Origin of the sequence: Calothrix sp. NIES-3974, from assembly GCF_002368395.1 — a bacterium.
Classification (GTDB): domain Bacteria; phylum Cyanobacteriota; class Cyanobacteriia; order Cyanobacteriales; family Nostocaceae; genus NIES-3974.
Map to the genome: position 1 here is coordinate 3,518,812 of NZ_AP018254.1, position 20,332 is coordinate 3,539,143.

A 20,332-nucleotide genomic window follows, 5' to 3' on the forward strand; every position below is an offset into this window, starting at 1 on the left:
ATTTACCAAGTAGTTCAGTCTTATTCCTTAATGCTGTAGGATGGCATCATCCAAAAGTAGTAGTTTAGTTATAAATACCATTGACATAATGGTGTCATGGTTAAATTTTCATAATATCTTAAGATTAATGGGTATATATTCGGTGTAGTTTTGATAACTAATTACTGATTTTTTCCAGGAGTTTCTAGAAAAGAAGTACATCTACTTAGTAGTAAATACTGGGTTCCTATCCCTCATGTTGCCAATCTGGCAATCTTTACTTTTTCTTTACTTTTCTGACCGTTGTAATGATGTGAAAACTTACACACTTGATAATTTAGAATTCCTTCACTATCAAGAGTAAATCACATCTTTGACTATCGTTCTGTGACGTGTCTAGGTGACAGCAACCTGTTAGATTACAACTCCCTGAAATCATCAAATAGAGGAATAACCAGTGAGTAAATTTATATATGTTATTTGCATAACTAATATGTATCCCCATTCATGAAACTAAAATTTTTGGGAGCAAACACAAGGAATATTCCAAGTGCTAAACTTTATTTACCCAGCCTAATCTCTTCGCGGACAACCTATACAGTCTGGTCTGATGCTGGCTGAACAATTAAAATGTGCAAAACAAACAAAACATACAAATAAATATCAGCAAAACCACTGAACTATTAAAACTCTATCAGTAAATCGGATTATTTAATTACAGGTGGTGTGTGAAAATCTTCAGATGAATTAGGGTCTGCGGAGAAAGTATTTTCGTGAGGGTAGGAAACAGGGAGAGACGCGACATGTCGCGTCTGTACAGGGAATAGTTTTAACCCTCTTTTGTCAGATTGGGAGAATCTAATCGCCCAAACGCTTACAGGGCTTTAATTTCCACGTTTTGTCTATAAATTTTAGTTTCTGTTAGAAAATAAAGCCTCAAACCTTAATGAAATCAAAGTTTCAGAATCAGGCTAAGATTATTGTTTTCCGAAAGTGACAAAACAGGGTTAAGCCTTACATACCTACTTGGAAAGCACTTTTGGCGACTAAAATCTTCTCAATCCCTTGTGAAATACACAAATAGCAAATAAAGCCAAACTAGGCAAACTCGTAACGGTTTTTACCATAGTGTTTTGCTCGATACATAGCCGTATCCGCTTGACGAATGAGGGTATCGCGGTATTCTTCCGTGGTTTCGACCCTAGCACCGCAACAGCTGAGGGGATAGATACTGATACCAATACTGGCGGAAACACGGGCGATGTTATTATCTAATACAATTGGTTCCGACATCACCGTCAGGATTTTGTCAGCGATTTTAGCCGCTACTTCCAGTTTGGGGATGGAGCGTAAAATAATAGTAAATTCATCACCACCTAAACGAGCAACGGTATCACTAGAACGGAGGACATTGTTCATTCTTCCAGCGACGGTGATCAGTAAGCGATCGCCCATTTCGTGACCGAGGGTATCATTAACTTGTTTGAATCCGTCTAAATCAATGAATAGTAATCCTAACAGTAGGTTATTTTTCCTTGACCATTCAATCGATTCCTGCAATTGCTCCATGAATAGTTTACGATTGGGAAGTCCGGTTAAGGGGTCATGAAATGCGAGAAAACGTAACTTATCCTCACTTTGTCGTAATTCACGGTTGGAGCGGTGTAATTCTTCAGCTTTGCGGATTAAATCTTCCTCATACTGCTTACGTTCAGTGATATCACGAATTACCCCAACTAAATATTGATTACCAGCTGCATCGCGGTGGAGGGAACGCTTAGTGGAAATGAGAAAAGTTTCATCCCAGGAATTGGTAATTTCTTCTTCGTGTTCGCTGGGTTGATTTCCCTCCAGTACTAATTTATCGTGTTGAATCAGGACTTCTGCTTGGGTTTTGGGAAAGAGACTGTAATCTGTTTGATTGATGACATCATTGTAGGCATAACCAATTAACTTGCAGTAAGCTTCATTGACCACAATCAAGCGATGGTGACGGTCTTTGACATATACAGGGTCGGCAATGGTATTAATAATTTGGTGCAGAAAATCGGTAGAACGCTTGAGTTCATTGTTGACATAAATCACTTGACAACCAGTGGCGATCGCAGTTGCTGTAAAGGCTAACATTGCTGGGAAAATGGGAATCCACCAACCATCAAGGATAAAGATTAAAAAAGCACCACCACAGGCAACAGCACATAGAATAATAGCAGTAAAAAAAGCGCTACGACCGCTTTGACTTCGCCACCATGTTATACTGCCAAAATATGACCAGAGAAAAATCCAACCGATTTCTAAACTATCTGGCCAAACTTTGATCAGGGGACGTTGGTCGAGGGTCGCAGAAAGTAATTCACTGATGAAAAAGGCTTGTAATTCTACCCCTGCAAAAGTTTCCGCCTGTCCCATCAATCGACTAGAATAGGGAATCAAGGTAAAGTCCTGCAAACTTGATGCCGTTGTGCCGATTAAAACAATGCGATCGCGAAACCAATCATCAGCGACTCGATTCTCTAGTACGTCCAGGAGGGAAACCTGACGAAACCCCCATCCATGTCTTCCACATTGCTCATTCCATGCTGGTAAACATTGGGGTTTGGGAAAATTGGCAATAATTTGGTATCCCTTTGCATCCGCATTCACGTAGGAACCACTGTGACTGCGAAATCTTTCAAATAGGGTATCCCCCATCCGTAGGTAGTTATTTCTACCACTGGTAGGTAAAATATTTTCCTGACGTAAGTATAATTGGGCTACCCGCAGAGCAAAACTGTCATAACGGCGATTTTGACTATCGTGTAGATACAGCAAGTTGCGACGGACTTTGCCGTCAGCATCAAACAACAAGTTATTAAAGCCGACCTGCTGGGGTTTTAAGGCTGGATGAGCAGGAATGCGATCGCTATATTGTTCAGAAATTTTCTCAATACCCACAACATTCGGCATCGTCTTTAAAGTTGCCGTTAATTCATCTGTTCCTGGTTGTACTGGTAAGTCACGGAAAATATGCAAACCAATTGCTCTGGGTTGATATTTCTGAAGTTTTTCTAGACTCTGGTGAATCTTTTTATCTGAAAGTGGCCAACTACCTAGTCTCCGTAATGTGCCCTCATCAATTGTGACAATTACGACTCTTTGTTCCGATGTTTCCTGGGGACGTAATAAAAAAAATTGATCGAATAAAAATAACTCCAGAAATTGTAACAACCCTAATGCTCGCACCACTAAAACACAACCTGCGACACCGAGTGTTGTTAGTATTTCTCGATTGATAGCAGCAGATATATGTCTCAGCTTTAATATAGTGCTGTTTAGATGCATACCCAGCTATTCGTTCATAAAGTAAAGTATTGTTGATATTATGATTTACCTGGAATTCACCAGGACAAGAGTATTATAGTTTACCAGTTGAGGAAGACCACAATCGATTAAGTTCGGCTTTGTCCTGATCCAGGAATTAAATCAATCATATTTAGCTTTGCACAACCGTGTCCGATAAACTTTAGGAGAATTGTGTGTATTCGATAGAATCCAGGGTACTCACAGAGATATACTGACGACAAGAGAAAATATTAAAAATCAACAATTTAAAATAATTTTGGTGATTTACACGTATTTATACTCAAAAATCAGCTTTTTTGTATAGTTACTACCTATACAAAAATTATAATTCCTTTTGATTTTTTATTTCTTGCGATAGATGAGATAGGTAATATTATCAATCTAACTTGGATTTCTATGGTCCTACCGATTGTAATCATACCCGGATACTTGGAAAATGCGATCGCTTACCGTCCACTGGAAGTGGAATTACACAAAAGAGGTTTGACGGTGACGACTGTCGCAATGCGTCGTCGAGACTGGTTAGAGACAATTGCTAGTCGTAGTGTTGTATCGGTGTTGGAAAAGCTTGATCAAACCATCCAGCAAGTGCAAAGGGTAAGTAACAGCGAACAGGTAAATTTGCTTGGTCATTCTGCGGGGGGTTGGATTGGGAGGATATATCTGGGGGAAATACCCTATGGGAGGAGCGATCGCCAGTTTATCCGCAAAGCAGTTCCTACTATCTCTACTTTAGTAACTTTGGGAACTCCCCACACCAGTCAGGAACGTTGGACTAGGGGGAATTTAGATTTTGTCAACACCAATTATCCTGGAGCTTTTTATCCCCACGTTCGTTATGTTTGTGTGGGGGGAAAAAGTGTATTTGGTCAGCGCTATGGTCGTAATTGGTTTGCATATAGTAGTTATCAGCAAACCTGTGGAAATGGTGCAACTTGGGGGGATGGAATTACACCGCTTTGTTCTGCTCATTTAGCGGGTGCTGAAAATATTACGGTGGAAGGGGTTTTACATTCTCCCCGTTCCCCCGGTATTTGGTATGGTTCACCGGAAGTTGTGAAAAAATGGGTGGGATATTTGGAACAGGAAGCAGGAGACGGAGAAAAATAATTTTGTCCCTAATTCCTCAACTTTGAAGTTCACGCAGAATCAAAAATTTGTTGAGCAATTAAATTCAAGTTGGGAAATATTTGTGAGTGAATGCGATCGCTATTCCTAAATATGTTGCGTCTGTAGATGTTTGCGGCTAAATTACAAACTGTAATTGTTGGCTGTTTAGGATAACCAATAAATTCTTTTCCTCCTAATCCCAGATAATCGACAATCCAATATTCGGGTATACCAATATTACTATATTCTTCAAATTTTAAGGCATAATCATCACTCCAGTTGCTACTGACAACTTCAATCACTAAGGGAATAGATGCTGCTTGGGTGACTGTCGAATATTTATCATACAATGGCTCATTGACGAGATTGGGTTTATTTAAAACCAGTATATCGGATAAATAGGCTGATTCCCCGTCACTTAATTTCACTAATACCTTGCTAGCGATAAAATAGGGTTGTTTTAGCTGTTTAAATTCAAAGGTAATTTCACCAACTAAAAATCCCGTGACATTTTTATGTTTACCAGACGGTTGCGCCATTTCTACTACCACTCCGTGATGTAATTCTTGGGATTTATATTCTGGATAAGAGTTGACAAACTCTAAAAATGAAATCGTTTTACTGACTGCTTGCACCATAAATTTCTCTGTTTTCTCTACATGAATTTTTCCTTTTTGGAAATAACTAAATAGGGTCTGCGAAAAAAGTCGTTTAGTGGTGGTAGAAAATAGGGAGTAGGTACAGACGACACGTCAGGTCGTCTGTACAGGGAATAGTTTTAACCATTCCAGTTTCACTTTTCACAGGCGGTAAAAATTATAAATGCCAGGTTTTTAAGCCTTAAATACCTATTTTGCAAACACTTTTTGCGACTAGAAATATCCTTGAATTCTGGCAGTATCAGAGTTTTACTATTTTTCCCAAGCCCTAAATATAAATATATAGCTTTATTTTGAGGTTTTGCTTTTAAATATAGCAATTCTATTTTAGTAGTGAAAAAATCGGTTTTGGGTGTACCCAGCTAAAAAGCTGTAGCTATGACTGTCAACGGTTAATAGTCAGCAAACCTACATATAAGATTTGACAAATCCTCAACAGATTGCTACATTCCCGATATGCTTTTGCCTATTACCAAAAATATCCTGGCACAATCTGAGTCCGACGTTGTTGAGAATCATATTTTAATAAATACTCATGGGCGATCACATTCATCTTCCGTAATTTCTCGATTGCTGGTTTGTCAATTTCTGTATCAGTGGATAGTAAAATCACTTGGTGACTAGCACAGGGGAAATACCTTTCAATCAAGTTGCTGCGGTGGGATGAATCCAATCTCCCCAAGGGTGTGTCAATTGTCACGGGTAATCGTCGTCCAGAGACCCGCGCTAAACCCCACAAAAAGGCGATCGCTAACAGTTGTTTTTCTCCCGCAGATAAACGGTGCTTCGGAACCAGTTGACCTTGAATATCGTACAAAGATAAACGGAAGGTTTCGGTATCAATGGCGATACGGTGGATTAAATCAGATTTGTGAAGTAAATAACGAAAACATTCGGTAACTTCGGTTTCCAGTTTATTTAACTTTCGCAGGGTTAAGCGTTCACGAAATACTTTTAGGGTGTCCTGTACCCGTGCGGATGTCGCTAAAATAGTTTCAGTGTTTTTACGACTGATTGCTGTATCTGTATAGTTTTGTAAATCTTTTTTATAGGCAGCAATTTCTGCGTCTAGTGCTAGAATCCGTTCTTTAGTAGTTTGACAATTTGCGGTTGCTTGGATGACGATATTTTGTGCATCTTTGAGGGTTTGGGTAAGTAGTTGATACTCTTCTGGAGAAGCAGCAGTTTGTAGCTGACGTTCTAGTTGAATAATTTCATCTTCTTTTTGGTGGAGTAATTTTAGTTGTTGTTTGGCGATATTTTGGGAGTTTTTGAGATAATAAAGGATATTTCCGAGACTAGCGATCGCATCTGCATCTGGTTTTAACCAGGGTTCTTCTGGTTGGAGTAGATTTGCATTTAAAGTTGTCACATCCTGTGCAAGGAATTCCTGGATTTTCTCAATATTACTAATTTTTTGGGAACGACACCAATTGAGTAAACGTTCGTCCCGTGCAAAAATAATTTCCCTAGCAATTTGTGCTTGCTGAATCTTCCATTCCTTTTCCGCTTGAGTTTGTGCAGATAGTAATAAATTTTCAATGAATAATAAAGGGAAAAAACCTGTTGCTAACTCGGTTAAACCTTGACGTATATTTTCAACTTCTGTGCATTTACGTTGATATTCATCTTCTAACTTTTTCCGTTCTCCGGCGATTTTTCCCCCTTGGGAGACAAATTTATCAAAAGCTTCCTGTTGACGTTTTTCTGCGGTCAAAAGTGCTTCCCTTTCCCCAGCTAATTTTCGCTCTTGAACTTCCCGTTCCCGTTGCAATAAACCTAATTTATGTTCTATTTCCTCTAAATTAGCTAACTCTTGAGTATCCGCTAATTCCTTTCGTTTACGGTTAGCTAATATATCAATATCAATAGCTAATCTTTCCGCTAATTCTAAACCTAATAAAGCACGGATTGCATCCACTACTAAAGTTGGAGGATTTTCCAACTCAGCTAATTCCTTAACCTGTTCCCCATCAAACAAAAATAAATTAGAAATCCCTAAAGGAAGTAAATTTTCAATATATTCGTCCCAGATATTTACCAAACCCTCATCCAACCATTCATCCGCATCCCGAATATCCAAAATACCTAAATGGTCTTTACCGATAATGGGATTTCGCTCCCAGGTTCTCACCACTCGATAGCGAATGGGTTTATCATTTTCTATATGTTCAAACGCTAGTTCTAAGCGGGTTTTTTCCCCAGGATGGGTTTGACCATGTACACACTGGGTTAAAAAGTCCCCATAGCTCAAATTACCCCGTGTTGAGCATTGAGCGCGATGTCCATATAATGCTAGTCGAATTGCATCCATTATCGTGGTTTTTCCACCACCATTCATCCCTCCGAGGAGAACGATGGGACAATTATCTTCATGATTGGGTTTTGGATCAAAATTAATTATTTGTTTCCCTCCATAGGGACCAAAGTTTTGTAAAACTAATTCTAAAAATTTCATTATTTTGAGAATACGGTCGTCAGAATACAGGATACAGGAGTCAAGGTATTAGGAATAATAGAAATACGTCTTCATATACAAAGAATACCGGAGAGGGGAAATAGGGTATTAGGAATAATTAAAAATGCGTCTTCTGCAATAAAAATGCTGGGTAATTTAACTTTCCAAATTACCACAATTCCCTTGATTTCATTGGCAATAATTTCAGGTTATCATGCATTTATCAATCTTTCCATAGGATGAGAAATTGAGCAAAAACCGTGGTCGAAAAAACTATTTTTTGGTTAATTTGCACCAACCCCTCTGTACACAGCTAATTTTATTTCCTGAACTACTCCTGATTGTTTCACCATAAATTATCATTGACACAAGCGATTGTATGTGGATTTGTCACGAATGCTTTAATTTCGGTTAAACTGCTAACCGTTCCCAATATACTTAAAAATCCTTTTTAAACTTCCGTTGCTGCCAACTTTTTGGTTTTTGTTGTTCAATTTCCGTTGGAGTATAGGATACATCCCCTAAAGTTAACTGTTTTACCTTATCAATATCACCCTTCGTCACCGCATCCTTTAAATCCCGTTTCAGGTGAGCATTTTCAATCGCTTCCTGTTGCGATCGCGAACTGGTTTCAAAGCATTTTTCTAACGCTTCATAAATTCCCACTCGACGGGACATTTTCCGAAATTGACGCTCCGTATCCAATAATTTTGCCATCAATTCCAAATGCATTGCATCATCACCACAAATTTCTTCCAACACTTCCCACTCATCTCGACCCAATAAACTATAATCAGCACTTCCCATCGGGTCATGAAAATCTTCACCAGTCACTTCTTTATATATCCGAGGTAAACTATCATCAAACTCGTGTCTTTCTTCCAACCAAATCCGACGAATTTCACTCAATTCTTCCGGTGTAATTATGGTAATATCTGCCATTGTTGGTGGTGCTGTTTCCCGCAGGGTTTTTTGCATTTGTAACAACTTGCGTAACCAATCTTCCCGTGCTTCCTTTATAAAAGGTCCAGGAATTGGTTCTACAGATATTTCCCCAGATACATTCCGTTCGTATAACTGTACATCTCCATTGCGACGACGAAAATCTCTTTTTTCGCGATTTTCCTCCGCATCTAACAACTGACGAAAATCTAACAGAGGTTGTAACCACTCCTTCTCTTCGTCATTTTGAATCATCGCAGACAAAGACTTATCATGACTGACCAAAGTACACACCCAACAACCAAACCGAGAACTTCCACAACTAGGAGTAGTCGTATCCACCACTAGGGGACATTCATTATCTGCACTTGCTCCACGATACATGGAAAATAAATCCTTGTTACTATATCCCCAGGGATTTGCATACTGCATCAAATACAACCAAACCTCGTCATTTTGCCAATTTTCAATCGGACTATATACCAATGAATTGGGTAAATGTACATTGGGAGCAAGACGTTCGCGGACTCGTTTTTTTTCCCACTCCTTCATCCGACTAGCGCGTTGAGTACTTTCGGCTTTACGAATACCCAACACCAGGATTGCTTCCCCATTTGTCCGAATTACATCCCGAATAAATTGATTGGAAGGAGCAATTTTCAAGCGATTTGTACACCAGCGAAATTTTCCTTTCGGAGGTGGATAACCCTTACCAATTAACCCCACCCAAAAGGTATCCTTGGTCTCCGGTTGTAATAAATGGGGTATAAAAGGTAAATCTTGCTCCTTCGCTGCAACCTCGATCTGTTTTAGAGAATTTTTCACCCAAATCGACACGTAGGGATTTTCCACCAGCGTACGCTGCAACCTCGATCTGTTTTAGAGAATTTTTCACCCAAATCGACACGTAGGGATTTTCCACCAGCGTATCCGTGGTAATTACGTGAATTGTCTTGCTACGCTGTTGTTTTGGAAGTTGGGCGATCGCATTCCAAACCAATTGTAAAATTGCAGTTGAATCCTTACCTCCAGAATAGCCAATCACCCAAGGAATCCTATCCTGGAGATATAATTCCTGAATTTCCTGCGTCAGCAACTCAATATCTGCCACTAACTCCGCGACAGTGCGTTTATTTTGATTTTTCGCGTTTACCTGCTGTGCTGTAGTCATTCCCTACCTACCAATTGAGTTCCGCGTTCTCCCGGATTCATACAAGTCATATCATACAAGTCATATTGAGGGAGTCCGTCATAGCCTGCATTTGGAGCGAGTTAACGGTAAGCGTTGAGTAATCGCTTAGTTTTCTTTTTATTTCCTACTCCCTAAAAATTTTAGGAGTTTGTGAGAATCCGGGTACTGCATAATTTTACTCTAGAATTGGTTTTTAAAAACTTAATTTATCTACAATCCATTTTGTTTATAGTTAATCTATGCTGATATTCATGCATCTTTTTTAACTTTTAATGATTCCGTATGAGTTCGCAAAAATCCGACATAAATCGTAAACTGGACATGAAAAAAAGTAAAGATAATCTTGATAAATTGACAAATTTGCTGGATCAACAGTTAAGTAACGAGAATGCGATCGCAGTGCAAAAAACTGAAATGGGTGGGACTGAAGCCTATATCGGGTCAGTTAGTTTAGAATGGTTTGCCAATCGAGTTAATTTTGCTTCCTATCTACCCCTAATCAACAGTAAATATAACCCCTCAACCCATAATATTGAAATCGATGCCGAAAGTATTGATGAGATTAAACAACGTCCCCTGGATTGGTCTCGTCAAGCAGCTTTAGTCCAGTATTTATTATCGCGGAAAAATCACAAATTTCCCCCAGTTTTAGTGGTAATTAACCAAGATTGGACAAATAACTCCCGTGCGCAGGAATGGGATAAACAGGGAAAAGCAATCACCTCAACAACGGAATTCACACCCCTAGATAGTCAAGGTAGCTTTGGATTATTAAATATATCTCCTGAGAATATCACAATTTATGCCCTAGATGGTCAACATCGTCTTATGGGTGTACAGGGTTTAATGGAACTACTAAAAAACGGTCAAATTCCCCGATATAAAAAAGATAAAACTCCCTATGAATCGGTGATGAAAATAGCCGACTTCATTCAGCAACATCATTTATCAAGCACCTATTTAGAAAATTTAACCCAAGAAAAAATTGGCATCGAATTTATTCCCGCAGTTGCTCAAGGTGAAACCCATGCGGATGCAAGTAGAAGAATTCGCTCGATTTTTGTCCATGTGAATTTAATGGCAGTTCCCCTCACCAAAGGTCAATTAACCCAGTTAGATGAAGACGATGGATTTTCCATTGTTGCCAGAAAAATTGCCGTTAGCCATCCCTTATTTGCTCAACAGGAAAATCGTAAACCCCGCGTCAATTGGAATAGTGCCACCATCGCATCTAAATCTACAGTTTTAACAACATTACAAGCTCTCAAAGACATGTCAGAAAAATATTTAGGAGAAAAATATGACCATTGGAAACGGGAAAAAGGATTAATTTCCATGCGTCCTGATGATGCAGAATTAAACACCGGCATTCAAGAATTTACCCGACTATTTGATAATCTCGCCAATCTTCCCAGCTACAAAATTTTAGAAGATATGGATACCCCCGCATTACGTCGATTTAGCTTTGAAAAAGAAGGAGGTGTTGGCAATATGTTATTTCGTCCCGTCGGACAAGTGGCCTTAGCTCAAGCATTAGGAATATTGGTTTTTAAAAAAGGGATATCCCTAGAAACCATTTTTAAAAAGCTGAGTAAATTCGATAAACAAGGTGGATTTAGCGGGATGGAATTTCCCAAATCTATTTGGTACGGAGTGCTGTACGACCCCAACCGTAAACGGATTGTGGTTTCCGGTAAAGATTTAGCCGCCAAATTATTAGTTTATATTTTAGGAGGAGTGAAAGACTCAATGGAAAGGGCACAAATTAGAACAGCCCTAGCAAAAGCCAGAACTTTTGAGAATCGGACTATTAATTTTTATGGGGAGTTTGTGGAACCAAAAGAAGTTGGATTACCCGATTTATTGTGATTGTCCAAAAAAGATTTCCTGTGGGGTTACGGTGCAGAGATATTGATCCGGATTTCTCACAAGTTAATATCGTTTACGCTAATGCTTGCTACATATCAGGGTCTGTAACCGTTGATTATTCTAGTTTCATTTATTTCAAAGTACAAGATAATCGATATAAGTTATAAGTATTGAGTGACGGATTAATTTTCCTTCTACTCCCTACTCCCTGTACAGACGACCCGACAGGTCTTCTGTACCGACTATCCCTACTTCCTACTTCCTGTAGAAAAGGACAAGTTTAGCATACCCTCATCTCTACAGTCATCTGTCAACTGTCAACAAACCAAACTGTAAATCCATCAGTGTACAAAATATATCATTGAATTTGAACTTGTAAAATTGATAAATCATCCTCAAATCGTTCTCGCGAATTCAGTGACTGAAGTTGACGAATAAACTTATCCAAGTGATTTTTGATGGAACGGTGTTCGTAGGTTAAAATTTGAATAAAATTTTCTAAACCCAACAGGGTATTATCAGCTTGGGTAATCTCGTAGACCCCATCACTAAAAATATATAGAGTACTTGGTTCCTCAATTTTACAAACTGCATCCGTGTATTTAGCTTCTGGGAACATTCCCACAGGCATTCCCGTAGTCCGTAATAACTTGACTTCCATATTATTGGCTGTCTTTCCCGTAATTAATACAGCAGGAGGATGACCAGCACTAGAATAGACCAATTGCCTTTTTTTGAGATTATAAACACCGTACCAAATGGTAAAATACTTATCATTTTGGTGACTCATTTGAAACGTTTCATTTAATGCCCGTAATACCTCACTCGGTTGATAATAATTGAGATTTTGCAAAGCACGCGATCGCAGTAAATTAAATACGGAAATGGATGGTAAAGTCGCCTTGAGTCCGTGTCCCGCAGCATCTAGCAAATAAATCGCCAAATAATCTGGATCAAGCCAATAATAATCAAACACATCGCCCCCCAGTTGCAGGGACGGGATAAAATGGTAATTCACCTGAACCGGGGAAATCATCGGTGGAGGTAACAGCGATCGCACATATTCAGCTGCTTCCCCTAATTCTGCTTCCAGAATCTGTTTTTGCATTTGCAAATCCCTTCCCAATTGATGCAAACGCAACCCCGCTCTCACCCTCGCTTTGAGTTCATTTTGTTCAATCGGCTTCGTAATAAAATCATCCGCACCTGCATCCAAACCCTTGACCCGATCGGCGACGGAATCTAAGGAAGTGAGTAAAATAAAAAAAGTTGTCGATAACTGCGGGTCTGCTTTAATGCGTTGACACACCTCAATCCCGTTAATTCCTGGCATCATCCAGTCACAAATAATTAACCCCGGAGGAGAAGCAGCAGCTTTCGCTAACCCCTCCCCACCATTACTTGCTGTCACTACCTGGTATCCCTGATTTTCTAACATGCGCTTGAGTAGTATCTGAACCGCTAAATCATCATCGATGACAAGAATTTGAAACATGGGAGGTAGTAGCTAAATTATTTCGACAACAAAAATAAATGCTTGTGGTTAGTTAATGATTCCATAATTTCTAGCAAGAAAGTATGGAGCGGGAGATAGGAAATATTTAGGTGCAAACAATTATGAACTCGCGACGTATTTGGTTGTGTCAAGCCGACGGAGCGGATCAGGTAATAAGAGTCAATACAACTATGACACTTTTCTGTATAGTTGGGATAATGTAGTACAAAAAACTCTATCGTTAGGGATATAAGGAGAAATGTAGTACAAAAAACTCTATCGTTAGGGATATAAGGAGATAAGCTGCTGCGCATTTAACATTTAAGTTGTATATTCACAACTTTTGGTGGATGACAGTTAACTGTCAACTGTTAGCAGTCAACAGTAGATCAAGTAGTTATGTGAGTTTTAGCTTAGTACTACCACCAATGTTCCCGATTCACAAAACATGACTTTAGTCACGAATAAAACTTCCAATGGCACGAGCAAAAGATTCCAAAATAGGGCATATTGGGAATACAGAGATAAAATGCAAATTTTTGTAACAAAATCAGCGTTGAAGTGCGCAGTAATGAAGTTGAGGGGGTCAGCGTGGATCAGGAAAATTTTCTGGAAGCTGAATTATCGCCAAGGGAAGACGTAGACTGGGAAAACCACGAGCGAACAGAACAACCGGAACAGACAGCAGCGTCGAAAGTTTGGTTGAAGCCATTAGTAGTAGGCATTGGTTTGGGACTTGCGATCGCATTTGGAGGGACGCGGTTAATTGGCAATCGTCCTGCGGCTTCCACACCCACCGCGACAAAACAGGAAGCACAGGCGAATACACCACCAGTGATGACGGTGACACTAGCAACGGTGGAATCAGCGAGCGTCACCCGTAGTTTAAATGTGAGTGGAAACATCACAGCTAGGAGTCTGACCCCCGTCCTACCCCAAGCCAACGGTTTACAAATCAAAGAAGTTCGCGTCAATGTAGGTGATTATGTCAAACAAGGGCAGATTTTAGCAGTTTTAGACAATTCTCTGATTCAAGACCAAATCCTGCAAGCGCGAGCAGAAGTGGAATCCCGTCAAGCGGATGTTAGCTCGAAAAAGGCGAATTTACTTTCCCGTCAAGCAGCTTTAGCTTCCAGTCAAGCAGCAGTGGAATCGAGTCAAGCTCAAGTCAAGCAACGTCAAGCGGATCTAGCCCAAGCCAAAGCCAGATTAGTGGAAGCCGAACGCAATTATCAACGGAACCAAAAATTGGCAGCAGATGGTGCGGTGAGTCGTCAAGTTGCCGAAACAGCCGAAACCAACCTCATTACAGCCCGTGAAGCCGTCCGTCAAGCGGAAGCGAATATTCGTAGCGCCGAAGCCAACCTCAAAAGCGCTCAAGCAAGCGTCAGTACCGCCGCAGCCAACGTCCAAACAGCCCGTGCTGACATTGGTATTTCCGAAGCCAACGTCCGTAGCAGCATGGCTCGCGTCGCTCAAATTGAAACCCAACGGGATCAAACCCTAGTTCGCGCTCCCGTTTCTGGGGTAATAGCGGAAAAACTAGTCCGGGTAGGGGATGTGGCAGGTGTACCCCCCCAAACCCAAGTATCAACGGTGATGGGTGGTTCCCAGAAATTATTTTCCATTATTCAAGACGGTCAGTTGGAATTACAGGCATTAGTACCGGAAGTACAATTATCACAAATTCGCGTCGGTGCGAGCGTGCGTGTGACATCCGAAACCAAGCCCCAGGAAGTTTTCCAAGGAACGGTGCGGGAAATCGAGCCGATTATCAACCAACAGCGTCGGGAAGCAACAGTGAGAATTTCCCTACCCGCCAATACTCGTCTGAAACCAGGAATGTTTGCTAGGGCAGCGATTGATACATCTACCAGTTTAGGTGTAGCAGTGCCGCAAAAATCAGTACAAGTCCAACCCGATGGGAATGCAGTCGTTTTTGTCCCTTCCGGAGACGGTCAACCGGATATTGGTCAAGTCAAAGCCAGGAGAGTAGAACTGGGTGACACCATCAATGGCGATCGCATCGAGATTAAAGAGGGTTTAAAACCGGGTGAGCGAGTGGTTGTTGAAGGTGCTGGATATCTCAAGGATGGGGATAGGGTGAAGATTGTCAGTAAGTGATTGGGGATTATTCGATTTTGGATTTTAGATTTTGGATTACTCTTCGGTCGATCCGCACTACGTGCGTCTATGGATTTTGGATTGTTGCGACTACTTCCCCCTTAGCGTACACAGAACTTGACTCGATGAGAAACTGCGTTACGTGCGTTTACAGGTCGTTTCTACCCCTCTCTCTGCTCAGGATGATCCAATTAATAATTATCCCATTTTCGATTGTGGAACAGGCATCCCTGCTTGTCTTTGTGGTCAAGATGACTTTCGCCGATAATTTTATACTTACCGACTACTGATTTATGTCATTTAATGTTTCTACCTGGACTATCAAAAAACCAGTACCGACGATAATTTTATTTTTGATTTTTACCTTGGTCGGTTGGTTTTGTTTTAACTTGTTGGGGATTGATACTAACCCCAACATCGATATTCCCACGGTGCAAGTTACCGTCACTCGACCGGGAGCAGGACCGAATGAGTTGGAATCTCAGGTGACGAAAAAAATCGAAGATGCGGTTGCGGGATTGGGGAACATAGACGAACTACGTTCCACCATTACCGACGGGGTTTCGACCACGGTAATTAACTTTGATTTAGGGGTTAATTCCGACCGCGCAACCAATGATGTACGGAATGCGATCGCCCAGATTCGTCAAAGTCTTCCCCAGGATATTAATGACCCGATTGTCCAACGTCTGGAGTTTGCTGGTGGACCGATTATGACCTATGTGGTCAGTTCTGACCAGCGTTCTGTGGAGGAATTGAGCAATTTGGTTGACCAGACCATCAGTCGCGCTCTTCTGTCGGTGCGGGGTGTAGCTCAAATTCGACGGGTTGGAGGGGTAGATCGGGAAATTCGGGTGAATCTAAACCCGGAACGGTTGGAATCTTTGGGAATTACTGCGACCCAAGTTAATGACCAATTGCGGGCTTTTAATATTAATTTACCCGGTGGTCGGGCAGAAATTGGTGGCAGTGAACAAACTATCCGGACTTTGGGTAGTGCGGAAAGTGTGCAGCAGTTACAAAATTACGAAATCGTTTTACCCAGGGGAGGTTCTGTTCCCCTTTCGGCTTTGGGTACTGTGGAAGATGGGTTTGCAGACCTACGGCAAAATGCTCGTCTTGACGGTAAACCAGTTGTCAGTTTCCAGGTTTTACGTAGCACTGGTAGTGTGATGGTGACCGTGGAGGAAGGCATTAAAAGGGAAGTGGAGAAGTTGAAAAAAACTCTTCCCGATGATGTGAAACTGGAATTAATTTTTACCAGGGCAACCTTTGTGCGAGAGTCCTATGAAGGGACAATGGGTGAATTATTATCGGCTGCGGTTTTAGCAGTATTAGTAATTTTACTGTTTTTAAGGGATTGGCGAGCAACTTTAATTACCGCCGTCACCTTACCCCTATCTATTATTCCCACCTTTGGGGTGATGTTTGCCCTCGGTTATACCCTGAATAACATGACCCTACTGGCGTTAGGATTAGCCGTTGGGAACTTAATCGATGATGCCGTGGTGGAAATTGAAAACATGGAGCGGCATTTACGCATGGGTAAAACCCCTCGTCAAGCGGCTCTTGATTCCTCTGGGGAGGTGGGTTTGGCTGTAATTGCTACTTCCGCCACCATTATCGCCGTCTTTTTACCAGTGGCATTTATGGGGGGGATTCCCGGTCAATTCTTCCAGCCCTTTGGTGTGACAGTTTCTACCATCACCGTATTTTCCACAGCAGTGGCTCGGATGGTGACACCCATGATGGGAGCCTATTTACTGAAGAAAATTCCCCCCAAACCGCAAACAAATCAACCCAAAAAAAGCCGTCGTTTTCGACCCTACGCTTCCATTCTCCAGTTTGCCCTGCGTCATCGCATTACTACCCTAGGAATAGCCTTTGCCTTTTTCGTCTTTAGTTTGATGTTAGTACCCCTAATTCCCAAGGGTTTAGTGGATAGTGCTGATGTCGGTATTTCCACCGTATCCATCGAATTACCACCCGGTTCCACCCTAGCCGATACGGAAAGGGTTGTTAACCAAGCAAGGGAAATCATCACCAAAAACCCCGCAGTTGCGAGTATTCTCTCCACAGAAGAACTGGGATCTGCCACCCTCACCGTCCGTTTAAAAGAAAAAAATAACCGGAATATTTCCCAAGCCGAATTTGAACAACAAGTGCGATCGCAATTTAATTCGATTCCCGGTGCAAGGGTTAGTTTCCAAAGTACGGGAGCAGTGGGAGGTAGGAAGGATGTCACTATCCTATTGCAAAGTGAAAATCCCCAAGCTCTCACCCAAGCGGCTAATTCCCTAGAGCAGGAAATGCGGACTATAAATGGTTTGGTGGAGGTGTCCTCTTCTGCAAGTTTAGTCAAACCAGAAATTTTAGTAATTCCCGACCCCCAAAGAGCGGCAGATTTAGGTGTGAGTGTGCAGGCGATCGCTCGGACAGCTTCCTTAGCAACCATTGGTGATAACGAGGCAAATTTAGCCAAGTTTAATTTACCAGACCGACAAATTCCCATCCGTGTACAAATCGACCCCCAAGCAAGACAAGATATTAACACCCTGCGCAATTTACAAGTACCCAGTCAAAATGGCGGATTAGTTCCCCTGATTGCTGTTGCAGATATTCGTTTTGGTAGTGGTTCTGCTGCTATTAACCGCTTTGACCGGATGCGTCAGGTTTCCGTTGAAGCAAATTTGCAAGGTATTTCCCTGGGAGATGCAGTCCAAGCGGTCAATCAATTACCAACCATGCAAAACCTTCCTGCGGGTGTCACCCGACGTTCCGCTGGAGATGCGGAAATTATGCAGGAAATTTTCGGTCGCTTTGGTTCTGCACTTGGTCTGGCAGTACTAATGATTTATGCCATCCTCGTGGTTCTCTATAACAATTTTCTCCACCCCATCACGATTATGGTTGCCCTACCCTTGAGTTTAGGTGGTACACTGATGGCCTTGATGATAGCTCAAAAAGCCCTGGGTTTATACGCCTTAATTGGAATTGTCCTGTTGATTGGGATTGTCACCAAAAACTCCATTTTGCTGGTGGACTACACAATTATGGGACTAGAAGCCGGAAAACCCCAACGTCAAGCTTTAATGGAAGCAGGAATCTCCCGACTACGACCAATTTTAATGACCTCCCTCTCCACTATTGCTGGTGTTGTTCCCCTCGCGTTAGGAATCGGTGCAGGTGCAGAAGTGCGTCAATCAATGGGTGTAGCTGTAATTGGTGGTTTTATCACTTCCACCCTACTAACTTTAGTAGTTGTTCCCGTCCTATTTACCTATATCGATGGCTTTAACAACTGGTTGATTAAAATATTATCACCCCTGGTCAGCAACGAGAGAAAAACTCCTGCGATCGCTCAACGGAAAACCAGGGATTTACCAGTGTCCGAATCCAAATCATCATGAAAATTCAAAGTGTTTCCCCACTTTTACCACATGGAGTTACCAGAGAGATGACCCGACGGGTCGTCTCCACACTCGATTTTTACGTGCAGCGATCGCTTGTCATCCCCAACTCAAACCCCAACCAACCAATGCTCCCCCAATCCCAAATACTAGGCTTAAGACCACTGACGAGACGAACTCAGGTTTATTCCCCTCGCTCCCACGGCTATCCATTAGTCACATCTTTCTTAACAAAGTCTGAAAAGCGATTATAGAAATGATTTCAGTAGAGGGATTAAGCATTAAGATTAGACAAAACTCAGAAAGTATGCATTTAGATTTGATGGGCTAGCTTCCAAGTTACGGCGATATCGTGCAATCGTCGTAACCCTCTCCAAATCGTCTTGACTCCAGGTTCCCCATCACCTTTACGACCCAGAAAACCACCTAGTCGAGCAATCATTCGTACAGCTTCTCTTAATGTTGGTGGCTGATCTGGTGGAATTGGGTTTTTGTTCACACTTACACATAAAGATTGCCATTCAACTGTAGTTAAAACCGTTTCACAACTTTGTTCTGGATTATCCCTTGCTTGGTAAGTTAACCATAATAATCGCCATGCCACAATCGAATATGTCGCTAATGCCATTGATAGGCGTTTTCCTGTCTCCAGTTGTAATTCCTCGATTCGACAACCGCTTTTCAATGTATAGTGATAACGCTCGATTAACCAACGATATGTATACCATTCAACACATTTTACCGCATCTTCAAGGCTATTAATTTCCAATGTCGTTAACAATAACCAACTGATTGGTTTTATCTCCGATGGTGGACTCTTTTCTTCTGCTAATATCACCTGTAGTTTTACTGGTTTACAAAGCGAACGCCCGAGCTTATTTTTTGGTACTTCTATTTCAACTGTTTCGTATCTAATTGTTAGTTTTGCTATCCTTTCTGGTCTTTCTGGATTTCTTCTTACCTTGACTTCTACTTCTCCCTGAGTTGGACTTGACCTGATCGCCTCATGTAGATAATTCGCTGTATGGCTAACTTTTCTATTATGAGTTCCTCTGATTAGTAAGTGGCTATTTTCTGGTCTTTCCTGATTAAATAAATCAAATATATCTGCTTCTGAGTCTGCTACTGTTATGATTTTTATCTTTTCTGGTAGTAATTTATTTGTTCTCTCTAGCCCTTCCAACCATCTTTGGCTTTCTTTTTCTTCTGTTTGTCTTTTTCTACGTGTTTTTGCTATTCCTAAATCTTCGATATTTCTTGACCATACTTGTTGGTCTATTACTCCCAGTGGAACTCCTTTTATGCTTGATAATAACGTTGAATGTACTTTTAATCCTAAACTTTTTCTCTGGTCTAGATATCCAATTCCTTCTGTTGCTGGATGACTTGTTACATCCATATTTGTTGTGTCTTGTATTGCTAATACTATCTCGTGTTCTTTTGCCCTTTCGATTGTACTTTTGATATGTCCATTGCTTATATCTGATGGTTTTATATACGGCGAACTCCACAAATCATATGCTGCTGTTGTCGCTGCTACGCTCCCACATGCTTGAGGTACACTCGATGTTGGTTGTGCTGCTAAATCTTCTACCATCTTTATCAAACGCTTGTTTCGCCGTTTATCTCCCAAATCCAAGTGCTTCAATTCCCTTGCTGCCCATTTTTCCATTTTTTACACCCTATCTTTCCTCTCTCAAAACTATACCTATCAAGCCTTTCGTCTTCTTTTAAGTATTTTTACTTTTTGTT

10 protein-coding genes and 1 pseudogene are annotated in these 20,332 nt (G+C 41.2%); 5 read left to right on the forward strand and 6 right to left on the reverse strand.

The genetic code is table 11. The features are described from left to right. Positions 1-1,077 precede the first annotated feature (1,077 nt). The gene (locus CDC37_RS14215; protein WP_096622601.1) at positions 1,078-3,300 is read right to left on the reverse strand and encodes a CHASE2 domain-containing protein; all 2,223 of its coding nucleotides are present in this window, start codon (positions 3,298-3,300) and stop codon (positions 1,078-1,080) included. A gap of 417 nt (positions 3,301-3,717) precedes the next feature. On the opposite strand from CDC37_RS14215, the gene CDC37_RS14220 reads away from it, so the two are divergent. After that, entirely contained in the window at positions 3,718-4,431 is a 714-nt protein-coding gene (locus CDC37_RS14220) for an esterase/lipase family protein (protein ID WP_096622602.1), read from the forward strand. A 29-nt stretch (positions 4,432-4,460) separates the two neighbouring features. Here the strand turns inward: CDC37_RS14220 and CDC37_RS14225 are convergent, their stop codons facing one another. The 3 genes and pseudogenes from CDC37_RS14225 to dndC all read right to left on the reverse strand — a co-directional run bounded on the left by CDC37_RS14225 (position 4,461) and on the right by dndC (position 9,661). Continuing rightward, positions 4,461-5,069, reverse strand: coding sequence for a Uma2 family endonuclease (locus CDC37_RS14225; protein ID WP_096622603.1), 609 nt, complete (start codon positions 5,067-5,069; stop codon positions 4,461-4,463). Positions 5,070-5,559: 490 nt separating this feature from the next. After that, complete coding sequence (gene dndD / locus CDC37_RS14230; RefSeq protein WP_096622604.1) at positions 5,560-7,548, reverse strand: DNA sulfur modification protein DndD; 1,989 nt, start codon at positions 7,546-7,548, stop codon at positions 5,560-5,562. 438 nt (positions 7,549-7,986) lie between these two features. Then, positions 7,987-9,661 (reverse strand): annotated as a pseudogene (gene dndC / locus CDC37_RS14235) (DNA phosphorothioation system sulfurtransferase DndC). A 342-nt stretch (positions 9,662-10,003) separates the two neighbouring features. Here dndC and CDC37_RS14240 point away from each other — a divergent pair. Then, positions 10,004-11,551 carry a DGQHR domain-containing protein gene (locus CDC37_RS14240; protein ID WP_231943065.1) on the forward strand — a complete coding sequence of 516 codons (1,548 nt, stop codon included), beginning with the start codon at positions 10,004-10,006 and terminating at the stop codon, positions 11,549-11,551. Between the two features lie 358 nt (positions 11,552-11,909). Here the strand turns inward: CDC37_RS14240 and CDC37_RS14245 are convergent, their stop codons facing one another. Further along, positions 11,910-13,046, reverse strand: coding sequence for a PP2C family protein-serine/threonine phosphatase (locus CDC37_RS14245; protein WP_096622606.1), 1,137 nt, complete (start codon positions 13,044-13,046; stop codon positions 11,910-11,912). 591 nt (positions 13,047-13,637) lie between these two features. On the opposite strand from CDC37_RS14245, the gene CDC37_RS14250 reads away from it, so the two are divergent. The 3 genes from CDC37_RS14250 (at position 13,638) to CDC37_RS24370 (ending at position 18,834) form a co-directional block, all read left to right on the forward strand. Continuing rightward, positions 13,638-15,170 (forward strand): efflux RND transporter periplasmic adaptor subunit, encoded by a 1,533-nt coding sequence (locus tag CDC37_RS14250; protein WP_231943066.1) that lies wholly within the window; start codon positions 13,638-13,640, stop codon positions 15,168-15,170. Positions 15,171-15,463: 293 nt separating this feature from the next. After that, complete coding sequence (locus CDC37_RS14255) at positions 15,464-18,580, forward strand: efflux RND transporter permease subunit (protein ID WP_096622607.1); 3,117 nt, start codon at positions 15,464-15,466, stop codon at positions 18,578-18,580. Beyond that, positions 18,577-18,834 (forward strand): hypothetical protein, encoded by a 258-nt coding sequence (locus CDC37_RS24370; protein ID WP_157780753.1) that lies wholly within the window; start codon positions 18,577-18,579, stop codon positions 18,832-18,834. Before CDC37_RS14255 ends, CDC37_RS24370 begins: the two co-directional genes overlap by 4 nt. A gap of 59 nt (positions 18,835-18,893) precedes the next feature. Here the strand turns inward: CDC37_RS24370 and CDC37_RS14260 are convergent, their stop codons facing one another. Continuing rightward, entirely contained in the window at positions 18,894-20,252 is a 1,359-nt protein-coding gene (locus CDC37_RS14260; protein ID WP_096620005.1) for an IS4 family transposase, read from the reverse strand. Between the last annotated feature and the right edge of the window lie 80 nt (positions 20,253-20,332).

Excerpts from the sequence above, each read along its gene's own strand:
- CDC37_RS14245 (WP_096622606.1), bottom strand. The coding sequence starts at position 13,046 with ATGTTTCAAATTCTTGTCATCGATGATGATTTAGCGGTTCAGATACTA.
- CDC37_RS14215 (WP_096622601.1), bottom strand. The coding sequence starts at position 3,300 with ATGCATCTAAACAGCACTATATTAAAGCTGAGACATATATCTGCTGCT.
- CDC37_RS14255 (WP_096622607.1), top strand. The coding sequence starts at position 15,464 with ATGTCATTTAATGTTTCTACCTGGACTATCAAAAAACCAGTACCGACG.
- CDC37_RS24370 (WP_157780753.1), top strand. The coding sequence starts at position 18,577 with ATGAAAATTCAAAGTGTTTCCCCACTTTTACCACATGGAGTTACCAGA.
- dndD (WP_096622604.1), bottom strand. The coding sequence starts at position 7,548 with ATGAAATTTTTAGAATTAGTTTTACAAAACTTTGGTCCCTATGGAGGG.
- CDC37_RS14220 (WP_096622602.1), top strand. The coding sequence starts at position 3,718 with ATGGTCCTACCGATTGTAATCATACCCGGATACTTGGAAAATGCGATC.
- CDC37_RS14260 (WP_096620005.1), bottom strand. The coding sequence starts at position 20,252 with ATGGAAAAATGGGCAGCAAGGGAATTGAAGCACTTGGATTTGGGAGAT.
- CDC37_RS14240 (WP_231943065.1), top strand. The coding sequence starts at position 10,004 with ATGAAAAAAAGTAAAGATAATCTTGATAAATTGACAAATTTGCTGGAT.
- CDC37_RS14225 (WP_096622603.1), bottom strand. The coding sequence starts at position 5,069 with ATGGTGCAAGCAGTCAGTAAAACGATTTCATTTTTAGAGTTTGTCAAC.